A 25,017-nucleotide genomic window follows, 5' to 3' on the forward strand; every position below is an offset into this window, starting at 1 on the left:
GTCGAATCCTCGCGTGCGACGGCCTGGCCCGGAGAGGGGAAACCTTCTTATCGTCCGAGTCGAGACGTGGCACACGATACGACATGGCAACTGATCACGCGCGCGGCGAGTCGGTCGACCTGTTCGACCGGCTCCGCCGCCACCGGTACGTCGGGTTGGTGTTCAACATCGCGCCAGCGAGCGTGTGGCTCGTGGCCTTCTTCCTCGTCCCGCTCGCAGTCATGTTCTACTACAGCTTCGGCACCCGCGGGGCGTTCGGGGTGGTGCTCCTCGACGCCGCCAACCTCGGCCTCCAGCAGTACGTGACGTTTTTCATTCCTGACGACGCGTCCGTTCTGGAGGCCGCGTGGTACACCGTCGGCTGGCTGTTCGGCCAGTTCGTGCCGTTCGTGCCGAACGTCGCGGGCGGGACGCCGACGCCGTACGTCCAGCTGCTGTTCAAGAGCCTCTACTTCGGCGTGATCACGACGGTCTTCGCGCTTGCGATGGGCTACCCGCTCGCATACTTCGTCGCTCGAAAGACGCCGTCGGGCTATCAGAACCTCCTCGTCGCGCTCGTCGTGCTGCCGTACTGGGCGTCGTACCTCGTCCGGATCTACGCGATCAAGATCCTCCTCGCGAGGGGCGGCCTCGTCGACAGCCTGCTCACCACCCTCGGGATCGCGGACAACGTCACGCTGCTCTACTCCGACATCGCGGTCGGGACCGGCCTCATCTACGTCTACGTCCCGTTCATGATCCTGCCCGTGTACGCGAGCCTCGAACAGTTCGACCCGACCCTGGAGGAGGCCGCGATGGACCTCGGTGCGGACCGTCTCGACGCGTTCCGGAAGGTGACGCTGCCGCTGTCGCTGCCCGGCGTGATCGCCGGCAGCATCCTCGTGTTCATCCCCGCGGTGGGGACGTACGTCATCCCGGAACTGCTCGGCGGGACGAGCACCGCGACCATCGGGGAGTTCATCGCGAGTCAGTTCGGCGCGGCGGGCAACTGGCCGCTCGGGGCGGCGGCGGCGTTCGTCCTCATGGTCATCATGTTCGGCGCGCTCTGGGCGTACCAGACGTGGGCCGGGGGTGACTTCCTGTGAGCACCACCACCGTGAGCCGGTTCAAGCGGATCCGATCGCGGCTCATCGACCGCCACGGCGGCACCGCGCTGGGGATCGAGGCGATCCTCGTCTACGCGTTCCTCTACACCCCGATCGCGGTGATGGTCGCGCTCTCCTTTAACGACTCCCGGCTCGCGATCGTCTGGCAGGGCTTTACGACCGAGTGGTACGCGGCGCTGTTCAGCGGCGAGACCATCGCGCGCGTCAACCCCACGGTCGCGTGGAACGCCCTCCAGAACTCCCTCCTGATCGCCGTCGTCACCGTCGTCGTCTCCACGACGTTCGGGACGATGCTCGCGCTCGCGCTGAACCGCTACGAGTTCCCCGGCAAGGGCCTTCTCCAGGGTGTGACCTACATGCCGCTCATCATCCCGAGCATCGTGATGGGGATCTCGCTGCTCCTCTTCTTCAATCTCCTCGGGATCGCCACCGGCGTCGGGACGGCGATCGTCGGCCACATCGCGTTCGACATCTCCTACGTGACCGTGATCGTGCTCGCGCGCCTCCAGAGCTTCGACCGGACGCTCGAGGAGGCCGCGAAGGACCTCGGCGCGCGGGAGTTCGAGACGTTCCGGTGGGTCACGTTCCCGCTGATCAAGCCGGGGATCATCGCGGGGGCGCTGCTCGGCTTCGCGATGTCGTTCGACGACTTCGTGGTGACGTTCTTCATCATCGGGAACGAGAACACCCTCCCGATCTTCTTCTTCGGGATGGTTCGCCAGGGGATCTCCCCCGGCGTGAACGTCATCGCGACGGCGATCCTCGTGGCGACGTTCGGGTTCGTCGCGCTCGCCCAGTGGATCGGCGGGATCACGTGGTGAGATCTTCCCGCCACATCTGACGGTGGATTTTACCGGAACGTTTATTACCGAAGTTCCCAACTGTCGAGAGGAGCGGTACGATCATGAAAGGAGATACCACAGCGTCCCGTCGGAAATTCCTCCAAGCAACCGGCACGCTCGGCGTCGGCTCCGCCATCGCACTCGCGGGCTGCGTCGGCAGCGGTGGCGGAGGCGGGAGTGACGGCGGCGGGAACACCAACGGGGGCACTGGCGGCGGGAACATCAGCGGCGGGGGCGGCGGAACGGGAAACAACAGTAGCGTTCCGTCGGGCGGTGACGCGTCGGTTCGCGAGGAGTACGGGCTCCCCGAACTCGACTACGAGCTGGAGAACAGACTCAATATCTTCCAGTGGACCGACTACTGGCCCTCGGAGACGGTGGGGATCTTCGAGAAGGCCTACGGGGTGAAGGTGAACGTCTCGAACTTCGCGTCGAACGAGGAGATGTTCAACAAGCTCAAGGCCGGTGGCTCCGGCCAGTTCGACCTCATCTTCCCGTCGGACTACATGGTGAACATCCTCGCGTCCCAGGACCTGATCCAGCCGATCGACAAGGGAAAGATCCCGACGTGGGACAACCTCGAAGAGCGGTGGGCGAAGAACCCGTCGTACGATCCGAGCGACAAGCGCTACTCGGTTCCGTACTTCTGGGGCACCAGCGGGACGGGCTGGAACACGAACATGGTCGACGGCATCGGCGACACGCCCTCGTGGGACCTGATGTGGAACGAGGAGTACAAGGGGCAGATGACGATGCTCAACGACATGCGCGAGACCATCGGGGCCTCGCTCAAGCGACTCGGCTACTCGCTGAACACGAAGGACGAGGCCAAGATCGAGGAGGCGAAGGAGGCGCTCATCGAGCAGAAGCCGCTCCTGACGACGTACTCGTCGGTGAGCCGCGACGCGGCGCTCCAGAAGGAGAACGCGAGCCCGGTCCACCTCTGGAACGGCGACGCGATCAAGGCGTACTACGCCATGGTCGAGGACGGCGAGGCACCGATCGAGTACTTCGTCCCGAAGGAGGGCGGCGTCGTGTGGATGGACACGATGGACATCACGAAGAACGCCTCGCACGTCAACGCCGCGTACGCGTTCATGACGTTCCTCCTCAACGCCAAGATTGCCGCGAAGAACGCGAACTACGTCGCGTACGGCAGCCCGAACAAGGCCGCCAAGGAGTACATCGACGACTCCCTGCTGGAGATGAAGGCGATCTACCCCGAACAGGCCACGATGGACAAACTCGAGTTCATCGAGAACATCGGCCAGGCGACCCAGACGTACAGCCAGGCGTGGACCGAGATCCAGAACGCCTAACTCGCTCTCCGCTCAACGCACCAGCATGACAACACCACGCGCGCACCAATCCGGCGGTGGAACGGATCGATGACCCAGCAGGACGTCAGCCTCGACCACGTCACGAAGCGCTTCGACGACGTCGTGGCGGTCGACGACGTGAACTTCGATATCGAGCAGGGCAAGTTCCTCACCCTGCTCGGGCCGTCGGGGTGTGGGAAGACCACGACCCTCCGGTGTATCGCGGGGTTCGAGACGCCGACCGAGGGCGAGGTCGCCATCGACGGCCGGCGCGTGAACGACCTCCAGCCGTTCGAGCGCGACACCGCGATGGTGTTCCAGTCCTACGCACTCTTCCCCCACATGACGGTGGGCGAGAACGTCGCGTTCGGCCTCCAGATGCAGGGGATCCCCGAAACGCGGACGGCGGCCGACGGCGGTGCGACCGCCACCCGGAGCGGGGTCGGGACGTCGCTGCGCCGGCTCGTCAGCCGGGAGGACTCCGAGGAGATCGACACGCGGGTCTCGGAGACGCTCGAACTCGTCGAGCTGCCGGGAATGGAGGACCGCGACATCGACCAGCTCTCGGGCGGCCAGCAACAGCGGGTCGCGCTCGCCCGCGCGCTCGTGACCGAGCCCACAGTCCTGTTGCTCGACGAACCCCTCGGGGCGCTCGACCTCAAGCTCCGGAAGAACATGCAGGTCGAGCTGAAGGAGATCCAGGAGCAGCTCGGGATCACGTTCGTCTACGTCACCCACGACCAGGAGGAGGCGCTCACGATGAGCGACGAGATCGCGGTGATGAACGACGGCCGGCTCGAACAGCTCGGGACGGCGACCGAGATCTACGAGGAGCCCGCCTCCGAGTTCGTCGCGGACTTCATCGGCGAGACCAACCTCGTGCGCGGCGAGTACCGAGAGGACGCGAAGGGCGGTGTGATCGAGGCCGACGGCACCGAGTATCGAGTCCCCGCGACCGAGGGGGCCGACGGCACCGTATCGTTCGCCATCCGGCCGGAGAAGATCCGGCTCGGCGAGGAAGCCGCCGGGCTCGCAAACCGGTTCGAGGCCGAGGTGATCGAGGAGATCTACAAGGGCAACGTCGGGAAGTTCACCGTCCGCCTCGCGAACGGCCGGGAGCTCAGTCTCGACCTCCAGATCACCGACCGGGGCGAGTATCTCTCGGCCGGCAACGACGTCACCGTCGGCTGGAAGCCGGGGAACGCGGTCGTCCTCACCAGGTAGTCGTCTCTCGATCGCCGAATCCCGTTTCGTCCGAGGAACCCCGAATCGACGTCAAGGGTACCGATCGTGCCACGGCCGCTGCCGCTCGAACGCGGCGCTGGCGGCGATGACCGTGGCGTCGGCGTGGCGTCGGCCGGCGATCTGCATCCCGACGGGCAGTCCGTCGACGAACCCGGCGGGCACCGACGCGGCGGGGTGGCCGGTGAAGTTGTACGGCTGTGTGAGCACCCACCCGCGGAGCGGTTCGATCTCGACGCCGTCGATTCGGGTTGGCTCCTCGCCGTGGGGGAACGCCGTCGTTCCGAGCGTCGCGGTGACGAGCAGATCGTACTCCTCGAAGCAGTCCTGTAGCCCGTCGAAGACGTGGGTCCGAACCACGTCGGCCCGCTTGTACTCCCGCACGGTCGGTTCTTCGGTGTCCACGACGAGATCGGCGAGATAGGGGCGCACGCGGTCGCGGTCCTCACCGCGCGGGTCGAACCCCTGGGCCTCGAGGTCGTCGAACAGCGATTGCCACCGGACGGTGGCCATCGTGTAGTAGGCGTCCACGATCTCACCCTGGTCGTGGCCGAGATCTGGGTCCACCTCGTCGACGGTCGCACCGGCCCGCTCGAACGCCGAGACGGCGTCGTCGAGCGTCTCCCGGACCGCCGGCTCGACGGGGAAGGTCCCCATTTCGGGACTGTAGGCGATCTTCATCCCGTCGATCGGCCGGTCGACGGCGGCGTGGTACTTCTCTTGTGCTGGTATCGAGAACGGATCGCGTGGATGCGCGCCGGCCATCACGTCGAGCGAGAGTGCCGCGTCCTCGACGGTGCGGGCCATCGGCCCGTTGTGTGACAGCGGCGTGTGGTCCGCGAAGGCGTTGGGGCGCGTGACGTTCGGCACCAGTCCGTAGGTGGGTTTGAGTCCGTAGACACCGCAGAGACTCGCCGGGATGCGGATCGAACCGCCCGCGTCGGAGCCCGGAGCGAGCGGCACCAGCGAATCGCCGAGCGCCGCGGCCGCCCCACCCGAGGAACCGCCGGCGACGCGGTCGGGATCGAACGGCGTTCCCGTCGGCCCCACTAACAGATTATCGGTCGTCGTGCCGAGTCCGAATTCGGGCGTGTTGGTCTTGCCGACGACGATCGCGCCCGCGCTCCTCAGCCGCGCGACGAACGGCGAGTCGGCGTCGGCGACGCGGTCCGCGAAGAGCAGGGAGCCGTCCGTGGTCCGCACCCCTTCGACGTCGGCGAGGTCCTTGATCGCGATCGGGACGCCGTGAAGCGGGCCGAGCGGTTCGCCGTCGTCGATGGCGCGCTCGGCGGCCGCGGCCGTCTCGCGGGCGAGGTCGTCGGTCACCGTCACGAAGGCGTTCGTCCGCGCGTTTCGCTCGTGGATGCGGTCGAGATGCGCTTCGACCACTTCGGTCGGTGAGAGATCGCCATCCCTGATCCGTCTCGCGATACCGGCAGCGGTCATTCGGGTACTGGTTTCTGCCATGAGGCAGGGACGAGCCGGTCGAACAAAAAGTCATACCCCCGTCTCACGAGTCACGACAGGGAAGCGTGGGACGGTGATGCAGAACGTCCACGAACCGGGCCGACGTCCGTCTGGCGCTACCGCTACGGCCACCGAAGGTTTATGCACCAGTCTGTCGATAGCCCGCTCATGGCGTCGAGCGAAACGCGTTCCACGGAGGAGACTGTCGAGAACTACGTCGACGGGGCGTGGCGAACGCCCGATAGCGACGACGGCGAGGCGGTCGTGAATCCCGCGACCGGCGAGTCGCTCGCCACGGTCGCGTTCAGCAGCGACGGCGAGATCGACACGGCCGTCACGGCCGGGACCGAGGCGTTCGAGGAGTGGTCGCGACGGCCGGTCGAGGAGCGGATCCAACCGCTGTTCCGGCTCAAAACGCTGCTCGAAGAGCATCAGGAAGAGCTCGCCGAGCAGCTCACGGCCGAACACGGCAAGACCCTCGCGGAGGCGCGCGGCGAACTCCGCCGCGGGATCGAGAACGTCGAGGTCGCCTGCGGGATCCCCTCGATGATGCAGTCCGGGACGCTCGCGAACGCTGCCCCCGGGATCGACGAGAGCGCGGTCCGCCAGCCCCTCGGCGTGTTCGCGGCGGTCACGCCGTTCAACTTCCCCGGGATGATCCCGCTGTGGTTCCTCCCCTACGCGGTCGCCACCGGCAACGCGTTCGTCCTCAAGCCGAGCGAGCGGACCCCGCTGACCGCGAAATATCTCTTCGAGTTGATCGACGAGGCGAGCTTCCCGGACGGCGTGGTCCAGCTCGTCCACGGCAGCCAGGCCACCGTCGAGGCGCTCATCGATCACGACGACGTCGCCGGCGTCTCGTTCGTCGGGAGCACGCCGGTCGCGCGGAGCGTCTACGAGCGCGCCGCGACCTCCGGCAAGCGGGTCCAGGCCCAGGGCGGCGCGAAAAACCACGTCATCGTCGCCGACTCCGCCGACGTCGCGTTCGCGGCCGAGCAGTCGATCTCCTCGGCGCTCGCGTGCTCCGGCGAGCGATGTCTCGCGAACGACATCGCACTCGTGGATCGGTCGGTTCACGAGGAGTACGTCGACCACCTCGTTCGACTCGCCGGCGACCAGGTCCTCGGCGACGGCACCGCTCCCGAGACGGATGTCGGCCCGCTCATCACGGCCGCACACGAGGAGCGCGTCCGCGAGCTCGTCGAGACCGGGATCGAGGAGGGGGCGGATCTGGTGTACGACGGCCGGGACGCGACGGCCGCGGCGGGCGGTTCGACAACCGAGGGCGACGCGGTCGAGGGAGACGCGGACGGAAACTATCTCGGTCCGTGCATCTTCGACGGCGTCACACCCGACATGACGCTCGCGCGCGAGGAGGTGTTCGGGCCGGTGTTCGGCGTCACGCCGGTCGACGACCTCGACGAGGCGCTCTCGGTTCTCAACCGGAGTCGGTTCGGGAACGCCGCGAGCCTGTTCACCGAACGCGGCGGCGACGCGCGGCGCTTCCGCCACGAGGCCGAGGCCGGCAACCTCGCGGTCAACGCGGGCACGGCCGCGCCGATGGCGTTCTTCCACTTCGGCGGGCAGAAGGACTCCTTCTTCGGCGATCTCCACGCCCAGGGCGAGGACATGATCCAGTTCTACACCGACAAGACGGTCTACATCGAGCGCTGGCCCGATCGGTGAGCGAACGAAGCGGTACCCACGCTGTTGTGTGAGTCGGTCAGTCGTCGCCCGCCGCCACACTCTCGGTCGCTCGCCGGTCGCACTCGGCGGCGAAGTTGTCGAGCACGCGGGTCGCGTTCGAGTCCGCGAACGTGTGTTCGCCGTCGGTCCAGTCGCTCGGTCGATCCCTCACGCGCTCGGTGAACTCCGGATGGAACTGGACGGTCCAGACGGGTGCGTCGGCGTGCCGCGTGCAGAAGTGGTCGTTGTAGGCGGTCCGTGCTGTCGACTCCATCCCGTCGCCTGGCTCGACCACGAGATCCGAGTGCAGCACCGGCACGACGGACTCGACGCCGTCGAGGATCGAGTCCGCCTCCAGAACCTCCATCTCGACGAACGTCGCCCGGCGACGCCGCCCGACCACCTCGCCACCGAGCGCGGCGTTCACGAGCTGGTGGCCGAAACAGACGCCGAGCAGCGGGACGCGCCGCTCGATACACGCCTCGACGAGGTGCTTCTGTTCCGGGATCCACGCGTGCTCGGTGTCGTAGACGCTCGCGGTGCTGCCGCTGATGACGACTCCCTCGTACGCCCCGAGGTCGGGCAGTTCGGCGTCGTCGGCGTAGACGCGGTACTCGCTCTCCGAGAGGAGCCGGGCGATCTCGGGCGCGAGATACCGATACTCCGGCCTGACTTCGTCGTCGAGGACCAGGATCATGCCCGGTCTTCGCGGTCGGCCATCATAAACCCTGCCGGGCGGGGTTGGGATCCGTTGGGCGGGGCGCTCCGGTCGGCGAGGTTGTCTGGCGAGGCAGCCTCTCGATCATCGGTCGGTTTGGCACGGTCGCGCGCTGTCCGTGCCGGGGAGGGAAACGAATAGCGGCCACGATTGCTGGTAACGAGTCGATTATGAACGATTGGTGTCTGCGCCTACTCGGTAGTGAAGCGGAAACGTCAGTACCGACCCACGCGTCCGCCGCTACCGAGTCAGAGCCATGAGCACACCGACATTCACCGACACCATCGACGAGAACCACGCGGACGCCATCGAGCGAGCCACCGCCGACCTCGCGATCGAGCACTGGATCGACGGGCGGAGTTCGGCCGACGGCGAGACGTTCGAGACCGTCGACCCTGCCGTTGCCGACCCCATCACGACAGTCGCCCGCGGGGATGCGGACGACATCGATTCGGCAGTAGCGGCTGCACGCTCGGCGTTCGACGAGGAGTGGCGCGAGACTACGCCCCAAGAACGCAGCCAGTACGTCCACGAGTGGACCGCCGAACTCCGGGACCATCTCGACGAACTCACCCTCCTGGAGAGCCTCGACACCGGGAAGCCGCTCGCGTACGCCCGCGACGAACTCACCGAGGCGCTCGAACAGTTCGAGTACTACGCCGCGGTCGCGCAGGCCCACGAGGGCTCTCAGCTCCCGCAGGGCGCGGACAACCACGTGTACACGCGGAGCGAACCCTACGGCGTCGCGGGCCAGATCCTGCCGTGGAACTACCCGCTCAGCCTGTTCGGCTGGAAGACCGGCGCGGCGCTTTCGGCGGGCAACACCGTCGTCTGCAAGCCCTCGGAGGAGGCCCCGCTGTCGATCACTCGTGCAGCACAGCTCTCCGAGAATATCCTCCCGGACGGCGTGCTCAACGTCGTCAACGGCTACGGCGAGGAGGCGGGCGCGGCGCTGACCGACCACGCCGGCGTCGACAAGCTCTCGTTCACCGGCTCGGTCCCGGTCGGCCGGGAAGTGATGGCCGCCGGCGCGGATCAGATCACACCGGTGACGCTCGAACTCGGCGGGAAATCACCCTACGTCGTCTTTCCGGACGCCGACATCGAGCAGGCCGCCGAGACCTCCGCGTCGGGCATCTTCTACAACACCGGCCAGTCGTGCGACGCGTGTTCGCGCATCCTCGTCCACGAGGACGTCCACGACGAGTTCGTCGATGCGTTCGTCGAGACCGCCGAGGCGTGGGAGCCTGGCGATCCGCTCGCCGACGGCACCACGATGGGGCCGCTGACGTTCGACGACCAGCACGAGAAGGTGTCGAACTACGTCGACGTCGGCCGCGAGGAGGGTGCGGAACTCATCCTTGGCGGTGACGGCAGTGCTGGGATCGAGAGCGACGACGGGTACTTCTTCGAGCCGACGGTGTTCGACGACGTCGACAACGACATGCGGATCGCCCAGGAGGAGATCTTCGGGCCGGTCCAGTGCATCATCACGTTCGCGGACTACGAGGAGGCGATCGAGCTCGCGAACGACGTCGAGTACGGGCTCGCCTCCGGCGTCGCCACCCAGGACGCATCGACCGCCCACCGCGCGGCGGCAGAGATCGAGGCCGGCAGCGTCTGGATCAACGAGTACCACGGCGGCGGCGTGGGCATCCCCTTCGGCGGGTACAAGGCCTCGGGGATCGGCCGGGAGTGTGGGAAGGACACCCTCGACGAGTACACCCGAACGAAGTCGGTCAACGTCGCCCTCGACGACCCGCTGTCGTAGGCACCACGCCGTTTCCACCACGGTCAGGCGACCCGTGCTCGTCGATGGACGACCGACCGTCGTCCCCCATTCGTTAGAATATTCGACTCGTTCGTACGCAACGTGCGATCGAACTCGACGATACCGGAAACCGACTACTCCAGTCGGGAACGAGAGCTCCAGAACGATTCGAATGAAGATTTGTCATTTCGGCCGTTCTGTAGTCGTTTTCCAGATCGGTTCCTCTCGACCGTTCTCTCATTTCATCGCGATGTTTCGTTTTGTCGTTTACGACTTCGATCGTTCGCTTTCTCAGAGTATTACGTCGATTTGGAGAGTTCTTTCGCCGAAGAAGTTGGATAAAATCTCTCTAGCAGCGATATTCTTCCGAGTTGCGACATTCGACATCAGCTCGACAGCTCTACGAAGATCGAGTTGATGATTTTGAGCTACTGGAGAACAGCAGGTACGGCCATCTCCCCCAAAGCTCGAGAGGTGAGCGGCGGCGTATCCGGCCGGAAGCTACCAGCACTACGCCAACGCTCAGTACGTCGAAGGCGTCGAGTACGTCCGCGAGCGAATCGACGGCCCTGCGGCCACGAACCGACTGTACGCGGCCCCGCCGCGGACGAGCGAACAGGTCATCCACGGGCTGTCACCCGACGTCGAGCCAGCCCGATCGCTCGCGGTCACGCTGCGCGCCAACGGGTCGGCGTTCTCGCCGGTCGGCCGGGACACGATGGGTGAGGCGTTCGTCCGGAGCGCGCTCGAAAACGGCGTGAACGAGTCGCGAGCGGCGACGGCGGCCGCCGGGTGGGGTGCGGATCGGCGAGTGATCGCACGAACCGACGACGGCGACGCCGGCCACGCGTGGGCGCTGCGCTGGGACGACGCCGCGAACGCCAGCGAGTTCGTCGTCGCGTTCCAAGAGTATCGGGCGGCGCACGCCATGGAAACCGACACCGCGATCCGACTCACGCACGTGACCGACGAAACGGTGGTCGTCCTCGCCGGCGACCCTGGATTCGTCGACGCCGCCACGGCGAACGGCACGAGCGATCGGGTAACGGTGACCGTCAACACACAGAACTCCTCGTAACGTGCCGGGAGACTCAACGTCGGTTTCAACGACAGGACTCTACTCGGAAGTGATCGTCTGACTGCATAAACAACGCTGGTCCAAAAATTACTGTCCGGAGTCGGAACCGAAACTGCGTGCAGCGTCGAGAGCGAGCGGGAGTGACTCCTCGATCGCCGACCGCTGTTCGGCCGACGGCCACGCGTTGCGGACGAAGTACTCCTCGCGGAACTCGCAGCGTTCGTCCGCGGTCGCGGTCTCGATCCGGCGGGCGTAGTGGTTGCTCATGAAGTCGGCGAACGCCCGGGCGTTCGCGGCGTGAACGTCGCCGTGGCGCTCGGCGACGCGGGCGACCACCCGATCGTTGTGGGCCGCGACCTGTCGCCAGTCGTCGGGATCGCCCGGCCCTGAGAGCCGGCGCTCGATCGCGCGATCGGTGTCCTCGATCCGGTCGGTCCGAACCGTTCCGTCGTCGAGCCATTCGTCGGGGTAGCAGACGAGCACTGCGTCCGATCCCTCCTCGCGGATCCGTGCGGTGAAGCCGTGGTCGGCGAGGACGGACGCACGTTCCTCGCGGTACGCCTCGCGCTCGGCCTCGTCGGTCGCCGCGCGCGCGAGGCGGGTGAGACGCTCTGCCTCGTCGACGGCAGCGGCGGGGAGCTCACCCATCCTCGAACGCCTCGTTGGCGAGTCCGTCGGCACGATCGTTCGCCTCGCGCGGGACGTGCTCGATCGACCAGTCGTCGAACCCGTCGAGGAGCTCGCGGACCCGAACCCGGCGCTCGCGGAGTGCGGGTTCGTTGGTGTCCCACGTCCCTCGAACCTGCTCGACGACGAGCTGGGAGTCGCCGCGGACATCGACCGTACCGAAGTCGTACTCGCGTGCGACGTCGAGCACCCGGAGGAGGGCCTCGTACTCCGCGCGATTGTTGGTGGTGTCGTCGATACGTTCGCCGCCCTCGTCGACGATCCCCTCGCTCGTGACGATGACCCACCCGATCGCCGCCGGGCCGGGGTTTCCGCGCGACGCGCCGTCGAAATAGCAGTGGGCGCGCCCGCCGGTCTCCTGGAGCAGCGCCGCGAGTCGGACGGGATCGTTCCCCTGAATCACGACCTTTCCCTCGTAGGCGACCGCGGTCGCGTCGTCGCGTGCGGCGCGCCAGCGTTCGTGATCGGTGTTGCCCGACTCGATCGCTACGCCAGCGGCTTCGAGCCGTTCGCGGGCGCGCTCGGCGTCACACTCGATGACCGGCATTCGTCGAGACTCGCCGAGGACGGCGGATAGCGTTTCCGATTTGCCCAACGACGATGATCGAGACCGGAGTCCGGAATCACTGTTGACGGCGGTGAGAGGGTGGTGGCGCGCGGGAGCGCCAAAGGCGCGACCCGTGCGAGGGATGACTGAGCGAAGCGAAGGAATCGGTTGGGGAGGTATGTGGCGTAGTACGGTACTGTGGCGGTAGCGGAGGCGGCGAGTATCCACGCGAGCGAAGCGAGCCGACCCGACGAAGGAAGAAGCTGGTTCGAAAGCTCTAATCGGCCCCCCGCCGGAGTGGGGGTATGGCTGACGACGAGAACGGCGAAGGCGAGGACGAGGGGGCGGTCGTCGAGCTCGGCGAGGGCGAATCGATCGACGGCGTTCCGCTCGCGCGGGCGACGTCACGACTGACGTGGGGGATGGAGAAGTCCCGGCTCGAACGGCGGATCGGTGACATCGAAATCCGGACGTCCGATGGACCACGCCGGATCGACGACGTGCTGGCGGAGATCGACCAGACGTACTTCGAGCGCCGCCAGGAGTTCGAGTCCCACGTTCACGAGGTCGTCGGCACGGGACCGGTGCCGACCTCGGACGAGTAGGTCGTGGCGGTCCGCACGTTCGATCGCCCCCGGCTCTCGTGGGTGCAGGTGTCGTTGCTGTGGGGCGGCGTCCTCGCGGTCGTGTGGATGGCGTGGAGCGACGCCGCGGGGAACACCGGGCTGTGGGCCCGTGCGGCCCGCGACGCGATCGTGTATCTCGCCGGGCCCGGCGCGCTGGCATGGCTGTACGGCGAGCGGCTGGGATGGTGCGTCGATCGCGAGGCACTTCGGAACACCCTGCTGCTCGCGCTGTTCGTCTGCCCCTTCTATCTCGTCGGCTCGTCACTCCCGACCGTGCGGGCGTACTACCCGATGTGGGGGACGAGCACGGCGTTCGGGGCCTTCTTGCCGCACGCCGTCGGCCAGTTCGTGATCGTGCTCGCGGCCGAGACCTATTTTCGAGGACTGCTCTGTGTGGGCGTCAGCGACCTCGGCGTGAAGAGCGCGTTCATCAGCCCGGTTCTGTACGCGCTCCAGCACGCGGCGAAACCGCCGATCGAGCTGCTCCTCTCGGGACCGACCGACGTCCTCTTCGGCGTGGTGGACTACCGGAGCGGCTCGATTTTGCCCTCGGTCGTGGCCCACGGTCTCGGACTGGTCCTCCTCGACTGGCTCGTGCTCCACCCGCCACTGCTCCCGCCCGAGCGGGTCGCCGGGTGGCTCCGATGGCTTCCAGTGCCGGTCTGATGCGATCGTGATGGCGGGCGCAGCAGGATGGTTCCGACAGTGAGGTGTGCTGGTGATCGTCGTCGGGACGTTCGCCGCTCTCGATGTCGATTGCCCGGCTCGACGAGTCAGTTCTGCTCCCGTTCGAGGTCGTCGACGCGACGTTCCAGATCGTCGATTCGCCCCTCGTTCGAGCCACCGACGGCACGACCGAGAGCGCGCACCACGACGAACACGAGTCCCGTGACGACGATGACGAGCAGGAGGGTGGCGACCACCGGTCCACCCGGGAGGGTGGGTGCCTGAGCGACCAGCATGATTCACAGCTCCGTCGGAGGGAACAAAGACGTTTCGTGAGGCGCGGTCGGTGCAGTAGCGTCACAGCAGCCCTGGCGGCTGGGCCGGTCCGTAGCGCAGTCCGATGTAGACGATCCCGAAGATGGTCGCGTTGTACGCGCCGTGGATGACCGACGGGACGACGAGGTTGTCGGTGAGTTCGTAGGTCACGCCGAAGACGAGCGCGGGGACGAACAGCAGCGAGATCGTGGCCGCGAGCGCCTGGATCGAGCCGGTGAGCGCGAGGATGTGCGCCGGGGCGAACGTCGCGCTCGCGAGCACGACCGCACCGACCGGGCCGAACGACTCCCGGAGTCGACTCTGGATGATCCCCCGGAAGAGGAGCTCCTCGCCCGGCCCGATCACCAGCAGCGAGAGCGGGATGAGCCAGATCAGAGTTCCCGGATCCTGGAGTGCGGCCTGATCCGTTCGACTCGCGGTCGGGACACCGAGGTTGACGACGAGCAGGAGGAGCACGAACACCAGCGCGAACACCAGCACGTAGCCACTCAGGATCCAGAGCACGTCACGGAGGGTCGGCAGGCGTGCCTTCAGGAACGAAAACGACAGTCCACGTAATCGGAGATAGCCGAACGCGGTCAGCGGGAAGGCGACGCCCTGTAAGAGCAGTACCGTCAGGACGAAGCCCGTGGTCAGCGAGAGTTCGATATCGAGTAGACCTACTACGTTGCCGACCACATAGCCGAGCACGGCTGCCGCCAGAAAGCCCGCCACGGTGATCGACGCCCCGACGCCGACGGCACGGAGCCGACCCCATGCCCCGCCCATCTCGACCGTCGTATTCATGCGTGACGGTCGGGCGGCAGGACGCAAAAATCCCATCACCGCCGTACGCTCGCGTGGCGATCGATCATCGATCGAACCGAACGCCGACGAACACGCCGGACTTACCCGAACTCGGCGAGCTGTGACTGGACACCCGCCGCCAGCGACGACTTCCGACGGAGGCGCGCGAGCGAGACCGGGAGCTGCGGGCCGAGTTCGCGGAGCGCCGCCCCGAACGACTGGGCCGTGCCCGGCTCGTCCGCGAAGGCATCCCTGACTGTCTCGCGCACCTGCCAGACTCCAGTGGGGCCCCAGTAGTCGGGCGTGACGTGACGGCAGACCAGCACCGAGGCCTGCCGGTCGTGCTCGTCCAGGTGTTCGAGCACACCGAGCCGCGCGGCGTAGTACGCACCCGCGGTCTCGTCGACGTAGCTCGTCCGACCCTCGTAGCCTTCGCGGTCGGCCGCGATCCACATCCCGCGATCGGGATCGGGGTTCCAGACGCTGCCGGGCGCTTTGAACTCCACCAGCTCGAACTCCCAGCTGCCGGGCGCGAGCACGATCCAGAACTTGTTTCCCAAATATTCGTTGTAGTACACCTCGGTCTTGTCGACGGAGGTCGCGTTCCGGAGCCCGCCCCGGAGAAATTTCCCGACGGTGTCGTCGACCGCGGTGATCGACCATCTGGTGGGCACGAGCCGCCGGTTCGCGCCCTCCCCGAGCGCGCCGGCCGAGAGGATGGTGTTGATGTCGTAGACGTCGAACCCCCGGTTGTAGAGGTAGTTCATCGCGCCCGCTGCGTGCCAGTCGTCGTCCTCCAGGGTCTTCTTGACTGGCTGCGGGACGTGGGGGTTCTCGGTCAGCGTCGCGCTCTTCGCTTGGGCGCGCGGCCCGGTCGGCGAGGAAACGTCCTGTTCGGAGACCTCGAAATCCACGTCGAGCGGTCCGTCGAGCCCGATCTCGACGTCGACAGGTTTGTCGGCGATCGCGACCTCGCGCTGGGTGCCCAGAAACCCGTTCCACGCGTCGGCGACGTTGTCGACGGCGGCGCGCTGAGTCGAGTTCACCAATCCTGTGCGGTGCTGGAAGACGTCCTCGATCGAGAAGTTCCGGTCGTACCAGTGACCGCCGGTCTCGAAGTCGGCGGCACGCTTCTCGTTGCCCACCGGGGAAAGCACGCCCGTCGAGACGTTCGGATAGGAGGATCGCCCGACGAAGATCGTCGGCGACGTGGAGCCGAGCAGCGCGTCGTCCGAGACCCGCCGATCGAACTCGTGTTCGACGTCTTCGAGGTAGTCGGTGATCGCGTAGGATTTCTTTTTCACCAGCTCGCGGCGCTCTGCGGCCTCGTCGCGCTCGATTTCCTCGAAGTACTCGTCGAGCCGCATCGTTCAACCGAAGGTGTCGTGAGAGCTTGAATCTTGAGTCCGCGGTGGATGTGGTGGTGCGCCGACGCGGGGTGTGGTCGGTACGGGAGCAGAGTGTGCGATGATGTGAACGTGGTTGGCGCACGGCTGTGCGCCGCTCGTCGGCGCACACCTCTCGTGCGAGGGATGAGCGAAACGAGCGGAGCGAGTGAGCGAATCGGTTGGGGAGGCGTGTGGCGGTCGCGGTGTGGCGCGGCTGGAAGCCAGTGATCGTACCGTGAACGACCGTAGGGAGTGAACGGGAGTTTTTAGTCCAGGTTTTTGCGACGAGTGGTGGCCGACCGGAGGGAGGCCACCCGAGGAGTAAAAAAGTGGGTGTCTACCCGTGAATCCCCATCGCCTCGATCTGCTCCTGATACCGATTGCGGATGGTGACCTCGGTCACCTGGGCGACGTCGGCGACCTCGCGCTGGGTCTTCTTCTCGTTACAGAGCAGGGAAGCTGCATAAATGGCGGCAGCGGCGTACCCGGTGGGTGATTTCCCCGAGAGCAGGCCCTTCTCGGCGGTAGTCTCGATGATGTCGTTGGCCTTCGACTGGACTTCTTCGGAGAGGGTGAGTTCCGAACAGAAGCGGGGGACGTACTTCTTGGGATCGACGGGACGCATTTCGAGGCCGAGTTCCTGGGAGATGTATCGATAGGTTCGGCCGATCTCCTTGCGATTGACGCGCGATACTTCAGAGATCTCCTCGAGGCTTCGGGGGATGCCCTCCTTCCGACAGGCCGCGTACAGCGCCGACGTGGCGACGCCCTCGATCGAGCGCCCGCGGATGAGGTCGTCCGAGAGTGCGCGCCGGTAGATGACGGAGGCGACCTCGCGTACCGAGCGGGGAACGCCGAGCGCGCTCGCCATCCGATCGATCTCGCTGAGCGCGAACTGGAGGTTTCGCTCGCCGGCGTCCTTCGTTCGGATGCGCTCCTGCCACTTGCGGAGTCGGTGCATCTGGGAGCGTTTCTTCGAGGAGATCGATCGCCCGTAGGCGTCCTTGTCCTTCCAGTCGATCGTAGTGGTGAGCCCCTTGTCGTGCATCGTCTGGGTGGTCGGCGCACCCACACGGGATTTCTGCTGGCGCTCGGCGTGGTTGAACGCGCGCCACTCCGGGCCCGGATCGATGTTCTCCTCCTCGACGACCAGGCCACAGTCGTCACAGACGATCTCCCCGCGGTCCGCGCTCTTGACTAGGTTTTCAGAATCACACTCGGGACAGTCCCGCACTCCCTCCGTTTCCCCCTCCCGTTCGTCCGCCTCGTGTTCGGTCTCGGCCTGCCGCTCCCGCTGACGAGTGGACCGTGTCATTGCACTTTTATAGTAGTATCGTGCGAGGACATAAACCCTTGGGAGGGGGTGAACCGATCGCTCCTTCCCGGTGGATCGCGGCGATCGCCTCACCGGGATCGGAAACGCTATCCGCCGCCCTCGGCGAGTCTCGACGAATGCCGGTCATCACGGCCCACTTTTTTACTGTGCTACGAGACGGCATCTTCGTTCCCGCTTAGTGACGAGAGAGCTTCGCTCTCTCGTCGTTCGAAACGGCTTCGTCCTCGATCCACCGAGGAACCGCACCGCCGAAGCCCTCGGGCGCTCGTTTACTTCGTTCACTCACGCCCTCGCCCTTCATCCGCCAGGCCCGCACCGCCACCGCAACCGCCCGCCACCCAGCTGCGATGACGCCATCCGGCGACGAACCACAACGTTGTTACTTCGATCGGAGAAGGGTGTGACGTGCAGACCCAGCACGTGACCGCGGTCGGCGACGCCCGCGACCTCGCCCTCGCCGACGACGCGATCGATCTCGTGGTCACGTCGCCGCCGTACCCGATGATCGAGCTCTGGGACGAACTCTTCGCCGACCTCGATCCGGCGATCGGCGACCATCTCGAAGACGAGGATGGCGAGGCGGCCTTCGAGGCGATGCACGCGGCGCTCGCCCCGGCGTGGGACGAACTCGCGCGCGTGCTCAAACCGGAGGGAATCGCGTGTATCAACGTCGGCGACGCCACCCGCTCGATCGACGGCGAGTTCCAGCAGTACCCGAACCACGCGGTCGTCGTCGAGGCGATGCGCGAACGCGGGTTCCGGTCGCTCCCCGATATCCTCTGGCGAAAGCCCGCCAATCGCCTCACCAAGTTCATGGGCTCGGGAATGGTGCCGACGAACGCCTACACCACCCTCGAACACGAGTACGTTCTCGTCTTTCGCAATGGATCGACCCGCGAGTTCGTTCCGGGCGAACGTCGACGCTACGAGAGCGCGTACTTCTGGGAGGAGCGCAACGAGTGGTTCTCCGACCTCTGGACGCTCACCGGCACCGATCAGGCGCTCGACGGCGAGGGCCGCGACCGCTCGGGCGCGTTCCCCCTCCAGCTCCCCCTCCGACTCGTCAACATGTACTCGGTCTACGGCGATCGCGTGCTCGACCCGTTCTCGGGCACCGGCACCACCACGCTCGCGGCGATGCTCGCCGGTCGAAACTCCGTCGCCTACGACCGCGACCCTGCCCTCCTCGCTGGATTCGACGATCGCATCGCCGACCTCGAAACCCGTTCTCGGTCCTACGTCCAGCGACGACTCGATCGTCACCGCGAGTTCGTCACGGAGCGCGAAGCGGCGGACGAGGAACTCGGCTACGACGCCGAACACTACGATTTCCCCGTCGTCACGAACCAGGAACGACGGATCCGGCTCTACGCCGTCGAGGACGTCCGCCCGACCGTCGGCGGATACGCTGTCGAGCACGCGCCGTTCGAGCCGTAGGTGGGTTTTTGTTCGCCCGGCCGGACTCGGGGACATGAACTTCGAATCCCTCGTTCTCGCGGCGGCCACGGCCGACCCCACGGAGGAACCGGCCGCGCGCGAACACGCCGACGCGGTCGAGTTCCGGATGGACCTCGCGACCGACCCGCTCGCGGCGCTCGACGACTACGACGGCGAACTCCCGATACTGGCGACCAACCGGACGGAAGCCGAGGGCGGTGGGGTCGCCGAGGAGCCGGAACGACTCGACGTGCTCCGCCGGGCCGCCGAGCAGCCAGCCGTCGAAGCTATCGATGTCGAACTGGCGACAGTCACGGAGAACGAGAATACAGGAGAAGGTGGCGGTACGGATGTCGTCGCCCACGCCCACGAGCACGATGCGAGCGTCGTGGTCTCGGTTCACGACTTCTCGGGGACGCCACCCCAGTCGGAGCTTCGACGGACGCTCTCGCGAGCCTGTGAGCACGGCGACGTCGGGAAGCTCGCTACCACCGCCGAATCGGTCGACGACGTGCTCACGCTGCTCTCGGTCACCCGCGATCTCGATAGGGATGGCCGCCGGGTGGCGACGATGGCGATGGGTGCGGCGGGGCGACACTCCCGCGCGATCGCGCCGCTGTACGGCTCGCGGATCGCGTACGCGCCCGTCGACCCGGACGCGGCGACCGCGCCTGGCCAGTACGACCTCGCGACGCTCGCCGGCCTGCTCGACGCGCTACGGTGACTCGGCGGGTTCCTCGACCGCGAGCCAGTCGCCGAGCCGGGCGGCCACGCCGACGCCGAGCAGGCTGATACAGACGCCCAACACCACGAACGCCACCAGCCGGACGTCGCCGGTGACCGCGAACCCTCGGACCGAGACGATCCCGAGCGCCATCGGTGGCACAGTTAGCGGTTCGATCACGCCGGCTCGTTCGAGGAAGTACGCCGCGAACCCGCGGACGACGAACGCGACCGCTACTACCACGAACGGGAGGTTGAGCGCGGCGTTTCCGACCCGATCGTTCCGGAGCCACTCGTCGAGCGCACGGCCGACGCTTGCGGTCAGCGCGGCGATCGCCAGCCACGGCACGCTGTCGAACAGGAAGGCCATCGCGGTCGTCAGCACGTTCGCCTCGCTTGCGAGTGGCGTGGCGCTGATGACGCCCGCGACGATCCCGACGAGGGCGAGCCCCGCCGCGACCACGGTCGTCACGATCGAGACCCGGCCGGTGTAGAGCCCGTCGCGCACCCCGCCCGCGAGCACCGCGAGCGCGTGGTCGACGCCGAGGCCCTTGTAGAGGAGGAAGAGGCCGGCGACGCTGGCGACCGCCGCGAGCGCGGCCGTCACGTTCTGCACGGCGACCAGGACGGGCATCGCGAGCAAGAAGAGGCCGATCGGGACGAGGACAGTAGTGCGGAGCTGTTCGTCGGCGAGGAACTGCTTCAGGAGGTAGTACGTGGATTCGAGGTCGCGCGCCTGGCGCACCACGACCCGCGAGACCCCATCCACTCGAACGCGGCTCTCGATCACGTGGACCAGCCGCTCGTCGGCCGCGTTGTCGGTCACGATCACCGCCGATTCCACGGGGTGGGCGGCGAGGAGATCGTCGACCTGCTTGGCGATCGCCCGGTCGCTGTCGACCGACTCGTCCGGGGCCGACACCACCGCGAGAACTGGCTCCTCGCCCTCGTCGTGACGCTCGCGTGTGAGCCGAAGGCCTTCGAGCAGGCAGTTCACCCGACTGTCCTCGGGGTCGTCGAGCCCGACCTCGGTGACGAGCGAGCGCACCGCTCGCTCGCCGACCACCGGCGTCTCGCCCGCGGTATCGGCGATGACCGCGCCGCGATCGATGCAGACGACGAGGCTGCTCACGCCCGACGTGACGGCATCGCCGAATAAAAACGTGCGTCATGTATGCAGGCCCGCGATCGAACCGGACTGTCGGCCTACAGTCGGAGTCGGAACTCCTCGTCAGCCCCGACCGCGCCCGCGACGCCCGCGCCGAAGGCGTACGCCACGCCCTGTGATTCGGCTCGAAGTCGTTCGAGGAAGTTCTGTTGGGGCTCGAACTCCTCGACGGTGACCTCGTGGGTGTCGAGTCGATCGGCGAGGTGGTCTTCGATGTCCTCACGGGTACCGAGCTCGTCGACCAGTCCGTTCTCGTTGGCGTCGGCCCCCAAGTAGATCCGTGCCTCGGTCTCCCTGACCGTTTCCTCGTCGAGCCCCCGTCCCTCGGCGACCCGCTCGACGAACGTCTCGTAGTAGTCGTCGACGATCCCCTGGAGGTACTCCTGATCCTCCTCCTCTGGCTCTTTCAGCGGGAATCCCGCGTCCTTGTACTCGCCCGCGTTGAGCGGCTGGTATTCGAGCCCGAGCTTGTCCGCGAGCCCCTTCGCGTTCACGTTCGAGCCACGGACGCCGATCGAGCCGACGATGCTGGCCTCGCGCGCCCAGAGTTCGTCACACCCGCTGGCGATCCAGTACCCGCCGCTCGCGCAGGTGTCGGTCGCGTACGCGATCGTCGGCCCCGAAAAGCGCTCGGCAGCGAGTCGGATGTCCTCGCTCGGGAGCACTTCGCCGCCGGGTGTGTTGAGTTTCACGATCAGCGCCCGGACGTTCGGATCATCGTCGGCGCGTTCGATCTCCGCGACCACCTTGTCGGCGGGAATCGAGCGCTGCCGGCTGCTCGGGAGACGGCTCCCCTCGCGCGTGATCGGTCCCTCGACCGCGACCTCGGCGACGTCGTAGCCGTCGCTGACTTGGGATCGAAGTCGCTTGATCGTCCCCCACACTCCCGCACCGGCGGTCGCGCCCGCAACGATGCCGCCGAGCGCTCGCCGCCTGGATCGGTGATCCGTCATACCCTTCTTCGGAGGGCGGGAGGGATTAAGGATTCGCCCACAGTGTGGCGATCGCGTCCGCAAAACGTCCCGTCAGTAGCTAGAGCTTGCCCGCTTTCTGCAGTTTCATCAGGTCCTCGGTGTCGAGGGTCTCGCCCTGCTTGAACTGCTCGTAGATCTCCTCGGCCTCGGCCTCGGCCTCCTCGCGCTTCTTGTCGCGCTCGGATTTGCGCTCCTCTTCTTCCTCCTTGTCCATCTCGCGCAGGCGCTTTTGCACCTCGACGAAGTCCTCGTGGTGGCGGTCGGCGGTCTCCTGGGCCTCGACGAACTTCTCGTGCCACTCGTCGGCCTCGTCGCGGACGTCGTCGGCCTCGCGATAGGCCTCGATCATCTGGTTGTGGTGTTCCTGGGCCTCGTCGGCGAGCTCGGTGACCTTCTCGTGGTGTTCGGAGGCCTCCGCACGGACCTCCTCGGCCTCGGCCTTGACCTCTTCGAGCCCGTCGGTCTCGTCGAGCGCCTCCTGTCGCTGTCGATACTCGTCGCGCTTGTTCTCGATCTTCTCGATCAGCTCGCGCTCGTCCTCGGCCGAGAGCACCTCGGTCTGCTGCTTGAACTCGAGGTCCTCGATCTCGGATTCGAGCTCGTCGAGGTCCTTCCCCTCGTCGAGTTCGAGGTCGGACTTCATGTCGTCGACCTCGTCGAACAGCTCGTTGGCCTCGGCGTTGAGCTCGTTGCGTTTCGACTTGTGCTCCTGTACCTGGTCGTTCAGCTCGTCGCGTTTTTCCCTGTGCTCTTGGGCGGCGTCGACCTGCTCGCGGGTTTTCGCGTTGAGCTCGTCGCGCTTGCTGGCACGCTCGGAGGCCATCTGGTTCAAGTCGTTGCGCCGGTCGCGGAGCTTGCCGGCGAGTTTGATGAGCTGGCCTTTCGAGTCGCTGTCGAGGTCGTCGTCGGTGAGTTCGACGTTCGCTGATTGATCGATTGTGCTTGGCATGGTTCGTTACGATTCCAGTCGCGCCGGCGTCCGTGGTCGCCGCTCCCGGTCGGTCGCTGTCGGCTGTCGAGGAGAAGCCCGTGTCATTTCGGTGTGCGTGCGGTCCCACAGAGACGCCAGCGGCGTTCTGGTACCTGCACGTACTGCCAGGATGGATTTAAACGTTGTGGTCACGACAGTCTGTAAACAAGTGTCATGGATCGTGCGCCGCCGACCGCTTCGTTTTCCTACTCGACCGTTCTGCCGATCCGCCATCTACCGTTTGACGGTGGTAATCACGTCACGACCGCCGATCGACAGCGACAGCTCGACGGCTCGTGCGTCCGCCGGCACGTCGATCTCGCCGACCGCGTCCCACGAGAGGGGGCTGATCTCGACCGACAGCGTCCCGTCGGCGTCGGCGGCCGTCCACGCGAGGTTTCCCCCCACTGGTTCGGGCGTGTCGTTCACCACGACGACACGGGTCGCGCCTCGCGTCGACTCGTCGAGAAACGCTTTCACCGGTTCGAACGCCGTCTCGACGGCGTCGACGGCGTGTTCGCTCGCCGCCGGTGAGAGTGCCGTGACGATCGGGCGACCCGACTGCCGGAGCGATTCGAGCGCGCGTCTGGCCCGCGCGGCCGCGCCCGCACCCGTCCCCGGGACCACGTACCTGGTCTGTGCGCCGGCGTCGAGCGGGTCGTCGGCACCGGCGAACCCGTCGAGCACCCACGCGTTCGCGGTCGTCACCTCGTCGGGACCGGCGTCGAAACCCGGGAGGACGAAGGCGGGGACGTCGTCCGGCAGCGCCGCCGCGGCCGCGCTCGCGGTCGCCGCGGGATCGCCGCTCCCGGTCGCACGGAGCGCATAGCGATCACTCTCGTCGGTGGCGGATTCAAAGCTCGCGGCGTCGTCGCGGACCCCGAACCCCGCGAGGCTCGGGTGGTGGCCGTACGTGCCACCGAGGGTGCGGGCGACCCGGCGCGGTCGTTCGACGTCGAACTCGCCGGGAGCGAGCGGAACGTCCTGAAGGACGAGCAGCCCCGCCTCGTCGGCGGCGTCGTAGAACGCGGGCGGCGGGACTGCACCCACAGGACGGACGAGAGTCGCGTTCGCCGCGAGCGCGCGCTCGACTGTCTCGGGGGTGGCCGACCGCGAACACCACCCTCGGATCGGGACACGAGTGCCGTTGACCACCATCCCGTCGGCGCTGCTCTCGACCGTTCGGAAGCCGGTTGTGGCGGTGCGTTCGCTCCCGCCGAGCGCGGCGTCGACGACGTAGCGATCCTGCGCACCGAACCCGTGAGGATGCCAGCGGTCCGGATCGCGGACCGTGAGCTGACCGCGGACGGTCACGCGCTCGCCCGCGTCGGCGGTGACGCCGACCTGGCTCAGTGCGCTCATCCCGTCCGTGCCCGTCCGTCGAAGCGAGAGCGTGATCCGGTTCTGAAGGTCGGTGCCCGCGTCGACGGTGACGATCGCGTTGACGCCCGTCCCGTCGTCGGTTGCGTAGTGACGGATCGTGAGGTCGGTGACGACGTTTTCGGGGGTGGGTTCGACGCTCGCTCGTCGGACGCCAGGGATCGTTGGCTCGTTCGCCGGCGACGCCTCCCCGGCGTCGTCGAATCGGTTCTCGGGCGCGCGACATTCGACGAGGAGTTCGTTCTCGGGAGCGGGGTCGAACACCGTTCGGAACGGCGTGAACGGGGTGTCGTGCGTGCCGCGGAACTCGTCGTTCAGCCAGACGCGCCCGCGGGGCGAGAGGCCGTGGAGTTCGAGCAGCGCACGACCCGCCCCCTCGCGCGGATCCGCGAACGATGTCCGGTAGGCGACGGCGTGCTCGCCGGCGAGCCGCGACGGACGCGGCGAATCGACCGCCGTCCACTCGTCGACGGTCGGTGGTCCCTCCGCGGGATCGACGGCTGCGGCTTCCCACTCGCGGAGTTCCATGCTTCGAGCCGGGTGCGCCGCGATCATAGTCCTTGCGTCGAACCTTTTTACTGCGGGGAGATCGCGCTCGCTGCGCTCGCGCGACCCCCTCTGCTCACGGGCGGCAAAACCGCCCGTTCGCACGGCCAGCAGGACGGCGGTAGCGAGGCGCTACGCGTGGTTCGAAAGACGCTTCGCGTCTTTCGTCATCCCGAAAATCTTCGATTTTCGGGCGACCTCGAACCGTTCGCGCGGCG

General features: G+C 66.8%; 24 protein-coding genes. 11 read left to right on the forward strand and 13 right to left on the reverse strand.

What is annotated here, in order from left to right:
• Positions 1-83: 83 nt before the first annotated feature.
• The 4 genes from TX76_RS08240 to TX76_RS08255 all read left to right on the forward strand — a co-directional run bounded on the left by TX76_RS08240 (position 84) and on the right by TX76_RS08255 (position 4,491).
• Positions 84-1,085: an ABC transporter permease gene (locus tag TX76_RS08240; protein ID WP_049901432.1), complete on the forward strand. Its 1,002-nt coding sequence runs from the start codon at positions 84-86 to the stop codon at positions 1,083-1,085.
• Positions 1,082-1,927, forward strand: a complete 846-nt coding sequence (locus TX76_RS08245; protein WP_228842339.1) for an ABC transporter permease — start codon at positions 1,082-1,084, stop codon at positions 1,925-1,927. Before TX76_RS08240 ends, TX76_RS08245 begins: the two co-directional genes overlap by 4 nt.
• Before the next feature lie 83 nt (positions 1,928-2,010).
• Positions 2,011-3,267: a polyamine ABC transporter substrate-binding protein gene (locus TX76_RS08250; RefSeq protein WP_049901434.1), complete on the forward strand. Its 1,257-nt coding sequence runs from the start codon at positions 2,011-2,013 to the stop codon at positions 3,265-3,267.
• Between the two features lie 69 nt (positions 3,268-3,336).
• Positions 3,337-4,491 (forward strand): ABC transporter ATP-binding protein, encoded by a 1,155-nt coding sequence (locus tag TX76_RS08255; protein WP_049901436.1) that lies wholly within the window; start codon positions 3,337-3,339, stop codon positions 4,489-4,491.
• A 51-nt stretch (positions 4,492-4,542) separates the two neighbouring features.
• On the opposite strand, the gene TX76_RS08260 is transcribed toward TX76_RS08255, so the two are convergent.
• On the reverse strand, positions 4,543-5,976 hold the full coding sequence (locus TX76_RS08260) for an amidase (RefSeq protein ID WP_049901438.1): 1,434 nt from the start codon (positions 5,974-5,976) through the stop codon (positions 4,543-4,545).
• A gap of 168 nt (positions 5,977-6,144) precedes the next feature.
• On the opposite strand from TX76_RS08260, the gene TX76_RS08265 reads away from it, so the two are divergent.
• Complete coding sequence (locus TX76_RS08265; protein ID WP_049901441.1) at positions 6,145-7,662, forward strand: CoA-acylating methylmalonate-semialdehyde dehydrogenase; 1,518 nt, start codon at positions 6,145-6,147, stop codon at positions 7,660-7,662.
• A 37-nt stretch (positions 7,663-7,699) separates the two neighbouring features.
• Here the strand turns inward: TX76_RS08265 and TX76_RS08270 are convergent, their stop codons facing one another.
• The gene (locus TX76_RS08270) at positions 7,700-8,359 is read right to left on the reverse strand and encodes a type 1 glutamine amidotransferase (protein ID WP_049901443.1); all 660 of its coding nucleotides are present in this window, start codon (positions 8,357-8,359) and stop codon (positions 7,700-7,702) included.
• Between the two features lie 277 nt (positions 8,360-8,636).
• On the opposite strand from TX76_RS08270, the gene TX76_RS08275 reads away from it, so the two are divergent.
• On the forward strand, positions 8,637-10,151 hold the full coding sequence (locus tag TX76_RS08275) for an aldehyde dehydrogenase family protein (RefSeq protein WP_049901445.1): 1,515 nt from the start codon (positions 8,637-8,639) through the stop codon (positions 10,149-10,151).
• 522 nt (positions 10,152-10,673) lie between these two features.
• On the opposite strand, the gene TX76_RS08280 is transcribed toward TX76_RS08275, so the two are convergent.
• Positions 10,674-10,868, reverse strand: a complete 195-nt coding sequence (locus TX76_RS08280; protein ID WP_049901447.1) for a hypothetical protein — start codon at positions 10,866-10,868, stop codon at positions 10,674-10,676.
• Position 10,869: 1 nt separating this feature from the next.
• On the opposite strand from TX76_RS08280, the gene TX76_RS08285 reads away from it, so the two are divergent.
• Complete coding sequence (locus TX76_RS08285) at positions 10,870-11,229, forward strand: hypothetical protein (RefSeq protein ID WP_049901450.1); 360 nt, start codon at positions 10,870-10,872, stop codon at positions 11,227-11,229.
• 87 nt (positions 11,230-11,316) lie between these two features.
• Here TX76_RS08285 and TX76_RS08290 read toward each other — a convergent pair whose 3' ends face one another.
• Both TX76_RS08290 and rnhA read right to left on the reverse strand, forming a co-directional pair.
• The gene (locus tag TX76_RS08290) at positions 11,317-11,877 is read right to left on the reverse strand and encodes a DUF7108 family protein (RefSeq protein ID WP_049901452.1); all 561 of its coding nucleotides are present in this window, start codon (positions 11,875-11,877) and stop codon (positions 11,317-11,319) included.
• Positions 11,870-12,463: a ribonuclease HI gene (gene rnhA, locus TX76_RS08295; RefSeq protein ID WP_049901454.1), complete on the reverse strand. Its 594-nt coding sequence runs from the start codon at positions 12,461-12,463 to the stop codon at positions 11,870-11,872. The genes TX76_RS08290 and rnhA overlap by 8 nt, the downstream gene beginning before the upstream one ends.
• Before the next feature lie 305 nt (positions 12,464-12,768).
• On the opposite strand from rnhA, the gene TX76_RS08300 reads away from it, so the two are divergent.
• Positions 12,769-13,068, forward strand: coding sequence for a DUF5789 family protein (locus TX76_RS08300; protein WP_049901456.1), 300 nt, complete (start codon positions 12,769-12,771; stop codon positions 13,066-13,068).
• A 3-nt stretch (positions 13,069-13,071) separates the two neighbouring features.
• Positions 13,072-13,755 carry a CPBP family intramembrane glutamic endopeptidase gene (locus TX76_RS08305; protein WP_049901458.1) on the forward strand — a complete coding sequence of 228 codons (684 nt, stop codon included), beginning with the start codon at positions 13,072-13,074 and terminating at the stop codon, positions 13,753-13,755.
• A 107-nt stretch (positions 13,756-13,862) separates the two neighbouring features.
• On the opposite strand, the gene TX76_RS08310 is transcribed toward TX76_RS08305, so the two are convergent.
• The 4 genes from TX76_RS08310 to TX76_RS08325 form a co-directional block, all read right to left on the reverse strand.
• Positions 13,863-14,051: a hypothetical protein gene (locus TX76_RS08310; protein WP_049901459.1), complete on the reverse strand. Its 189-nt coding sequence runs from the start codon at positions 14,049-14,051 to the stop codon at positions 13,863-13,865.
• A gap of 61 nt (positions 14,052-14,112) precedes the next feature.
• Positions 14,113-14,877: a CPBP family intramembrane glutamic endopeptidase gene (locus TX76_RS08315; RefSeq protein WP_049901461.1), complete on the reverse strand. Its 765-nt coding sequence runs from the start codon at positions 14,875-14,877 to the stop codon at positions 14,113-14,115.
• A 101-nt stretch (positions 14,878-14,978) separates the two neighbouring features.
• Positions 14,979-16,244 (reverse strand): DNA repair protein NreA, encoded by a 1,266-nt coding sequence (gene nreA, locus TX76_RS08320; RefSeq protein WP_049901463.1) that lies wholly within the window; start codon positions 16,242-16,244, stop codon positions 14,979-14,981.
• 358 nt (positions 16,245-16,602) lie between these two features.
• The gene (locus TX76_RS08325) at positions 16,603-17,580 is read right to left on the reverse strand and encodes a transcription initiation factor IIB (protein WP_049901465.1); all 978 of its coding nucleotides are present in this window, start codon (positions 17,578-17,580) and stop codon (positions 16,603-16,605) included.
• 426 nt (positions 17,581-18,006) lie between these two features.
• Here TX76_RS08325 and TX76_RS08330 point away from each other — a divergent pair, with 426 nt between their 5' ends.
• Complete coding sequence (locus tag TX76_RS08330) at positions 18,007-19,038, forward strand: DNA-methyltransferase (RefSeq protein WP_049901467.1); 1,032 nt, start codon at positions 18,007-18,009, stop codon at positions 19,036-19,038.
• 34 nt (positions 19,039-19,072) lie between these two features.
• Positions 19,073-19,762: a type I 3-dehydroquinate dehydratase gene (locus TX76_RS08335; protein ID WP_049901469.1), complete on the forward strand. Its 690-nt coding sequence runs from the start codon at positions 19,073-19,075 to the stop codon at positions 19,760-19,762.
• On the opposite strand, the gene TX76_RS08340 is transcribed toward TX76_RS08335, so the two are convergent.
• From TX76_RS08340 to TX76_RS08355, 4 genes are all read right to left on the reverse strand, one after another.
• Positions 19,754-20,893 carry a DUF373 family protein gene (locus tag TX76_RS08340; RefSeq protein WP_049901471.1) on the reverse strand — a complete coding sequence of 380 codons (1,140 nt, stop codon included), beginning with the start codon at positions 20,891-20,893 and terminating at the stop codon, positions 19,754-19,756. The genes TX76_RS08335 and TX76_RS08340 overlap by 9 nt on opposite strands.
• A 74-nt stretch (positions 20,894-20,967) precedes the next feature.
• Positions 20,968-21,882 carry a signal peptide peptidase SppA gene (gene sppA, locus TX76_RS08345; RefSeq protein ID WP_049901473.1) on the reverse strand — a complete coding sequence of 305 codons (915 nt, stop codon included), beginning with the start codon at positions 21,880-21,882 and terminating at the stop codon, positions 20,968-20,970.
• A gap of 79 nt (positions 21,883-21,961) precedes the next feature.
• Entirely contained in the window at positions 21,962-22,852 is an 891-nt protein-coding gene (locus TX76_RS08350; protein WP_049901475.1) for a coiled-coil protein, read from the reverse strand.
• 255 nt (positions 22,853-23,107) lie between these two features.
• Entirely contained in the window at positions 23,108-24,781 is a 1,674-nt protein-coding gene (locus TX76_RS08355; protein WP_049901477.1) for a glycoside hydrolase family 2 protein, read from the reverse strand.
• Positions 24,782-25,017 lie beyond the last annotated feature (236 nt).

The organism is Halococcus agarilyticus (assembly GCF_000334895.1).
GTDB classification, from domain to species: domain Archaea; phylum Halobacteriota; class Halobacteria; order Halobacteriales; family Halococcaceae; genus Halococcus; species Halococcus agarilyticus.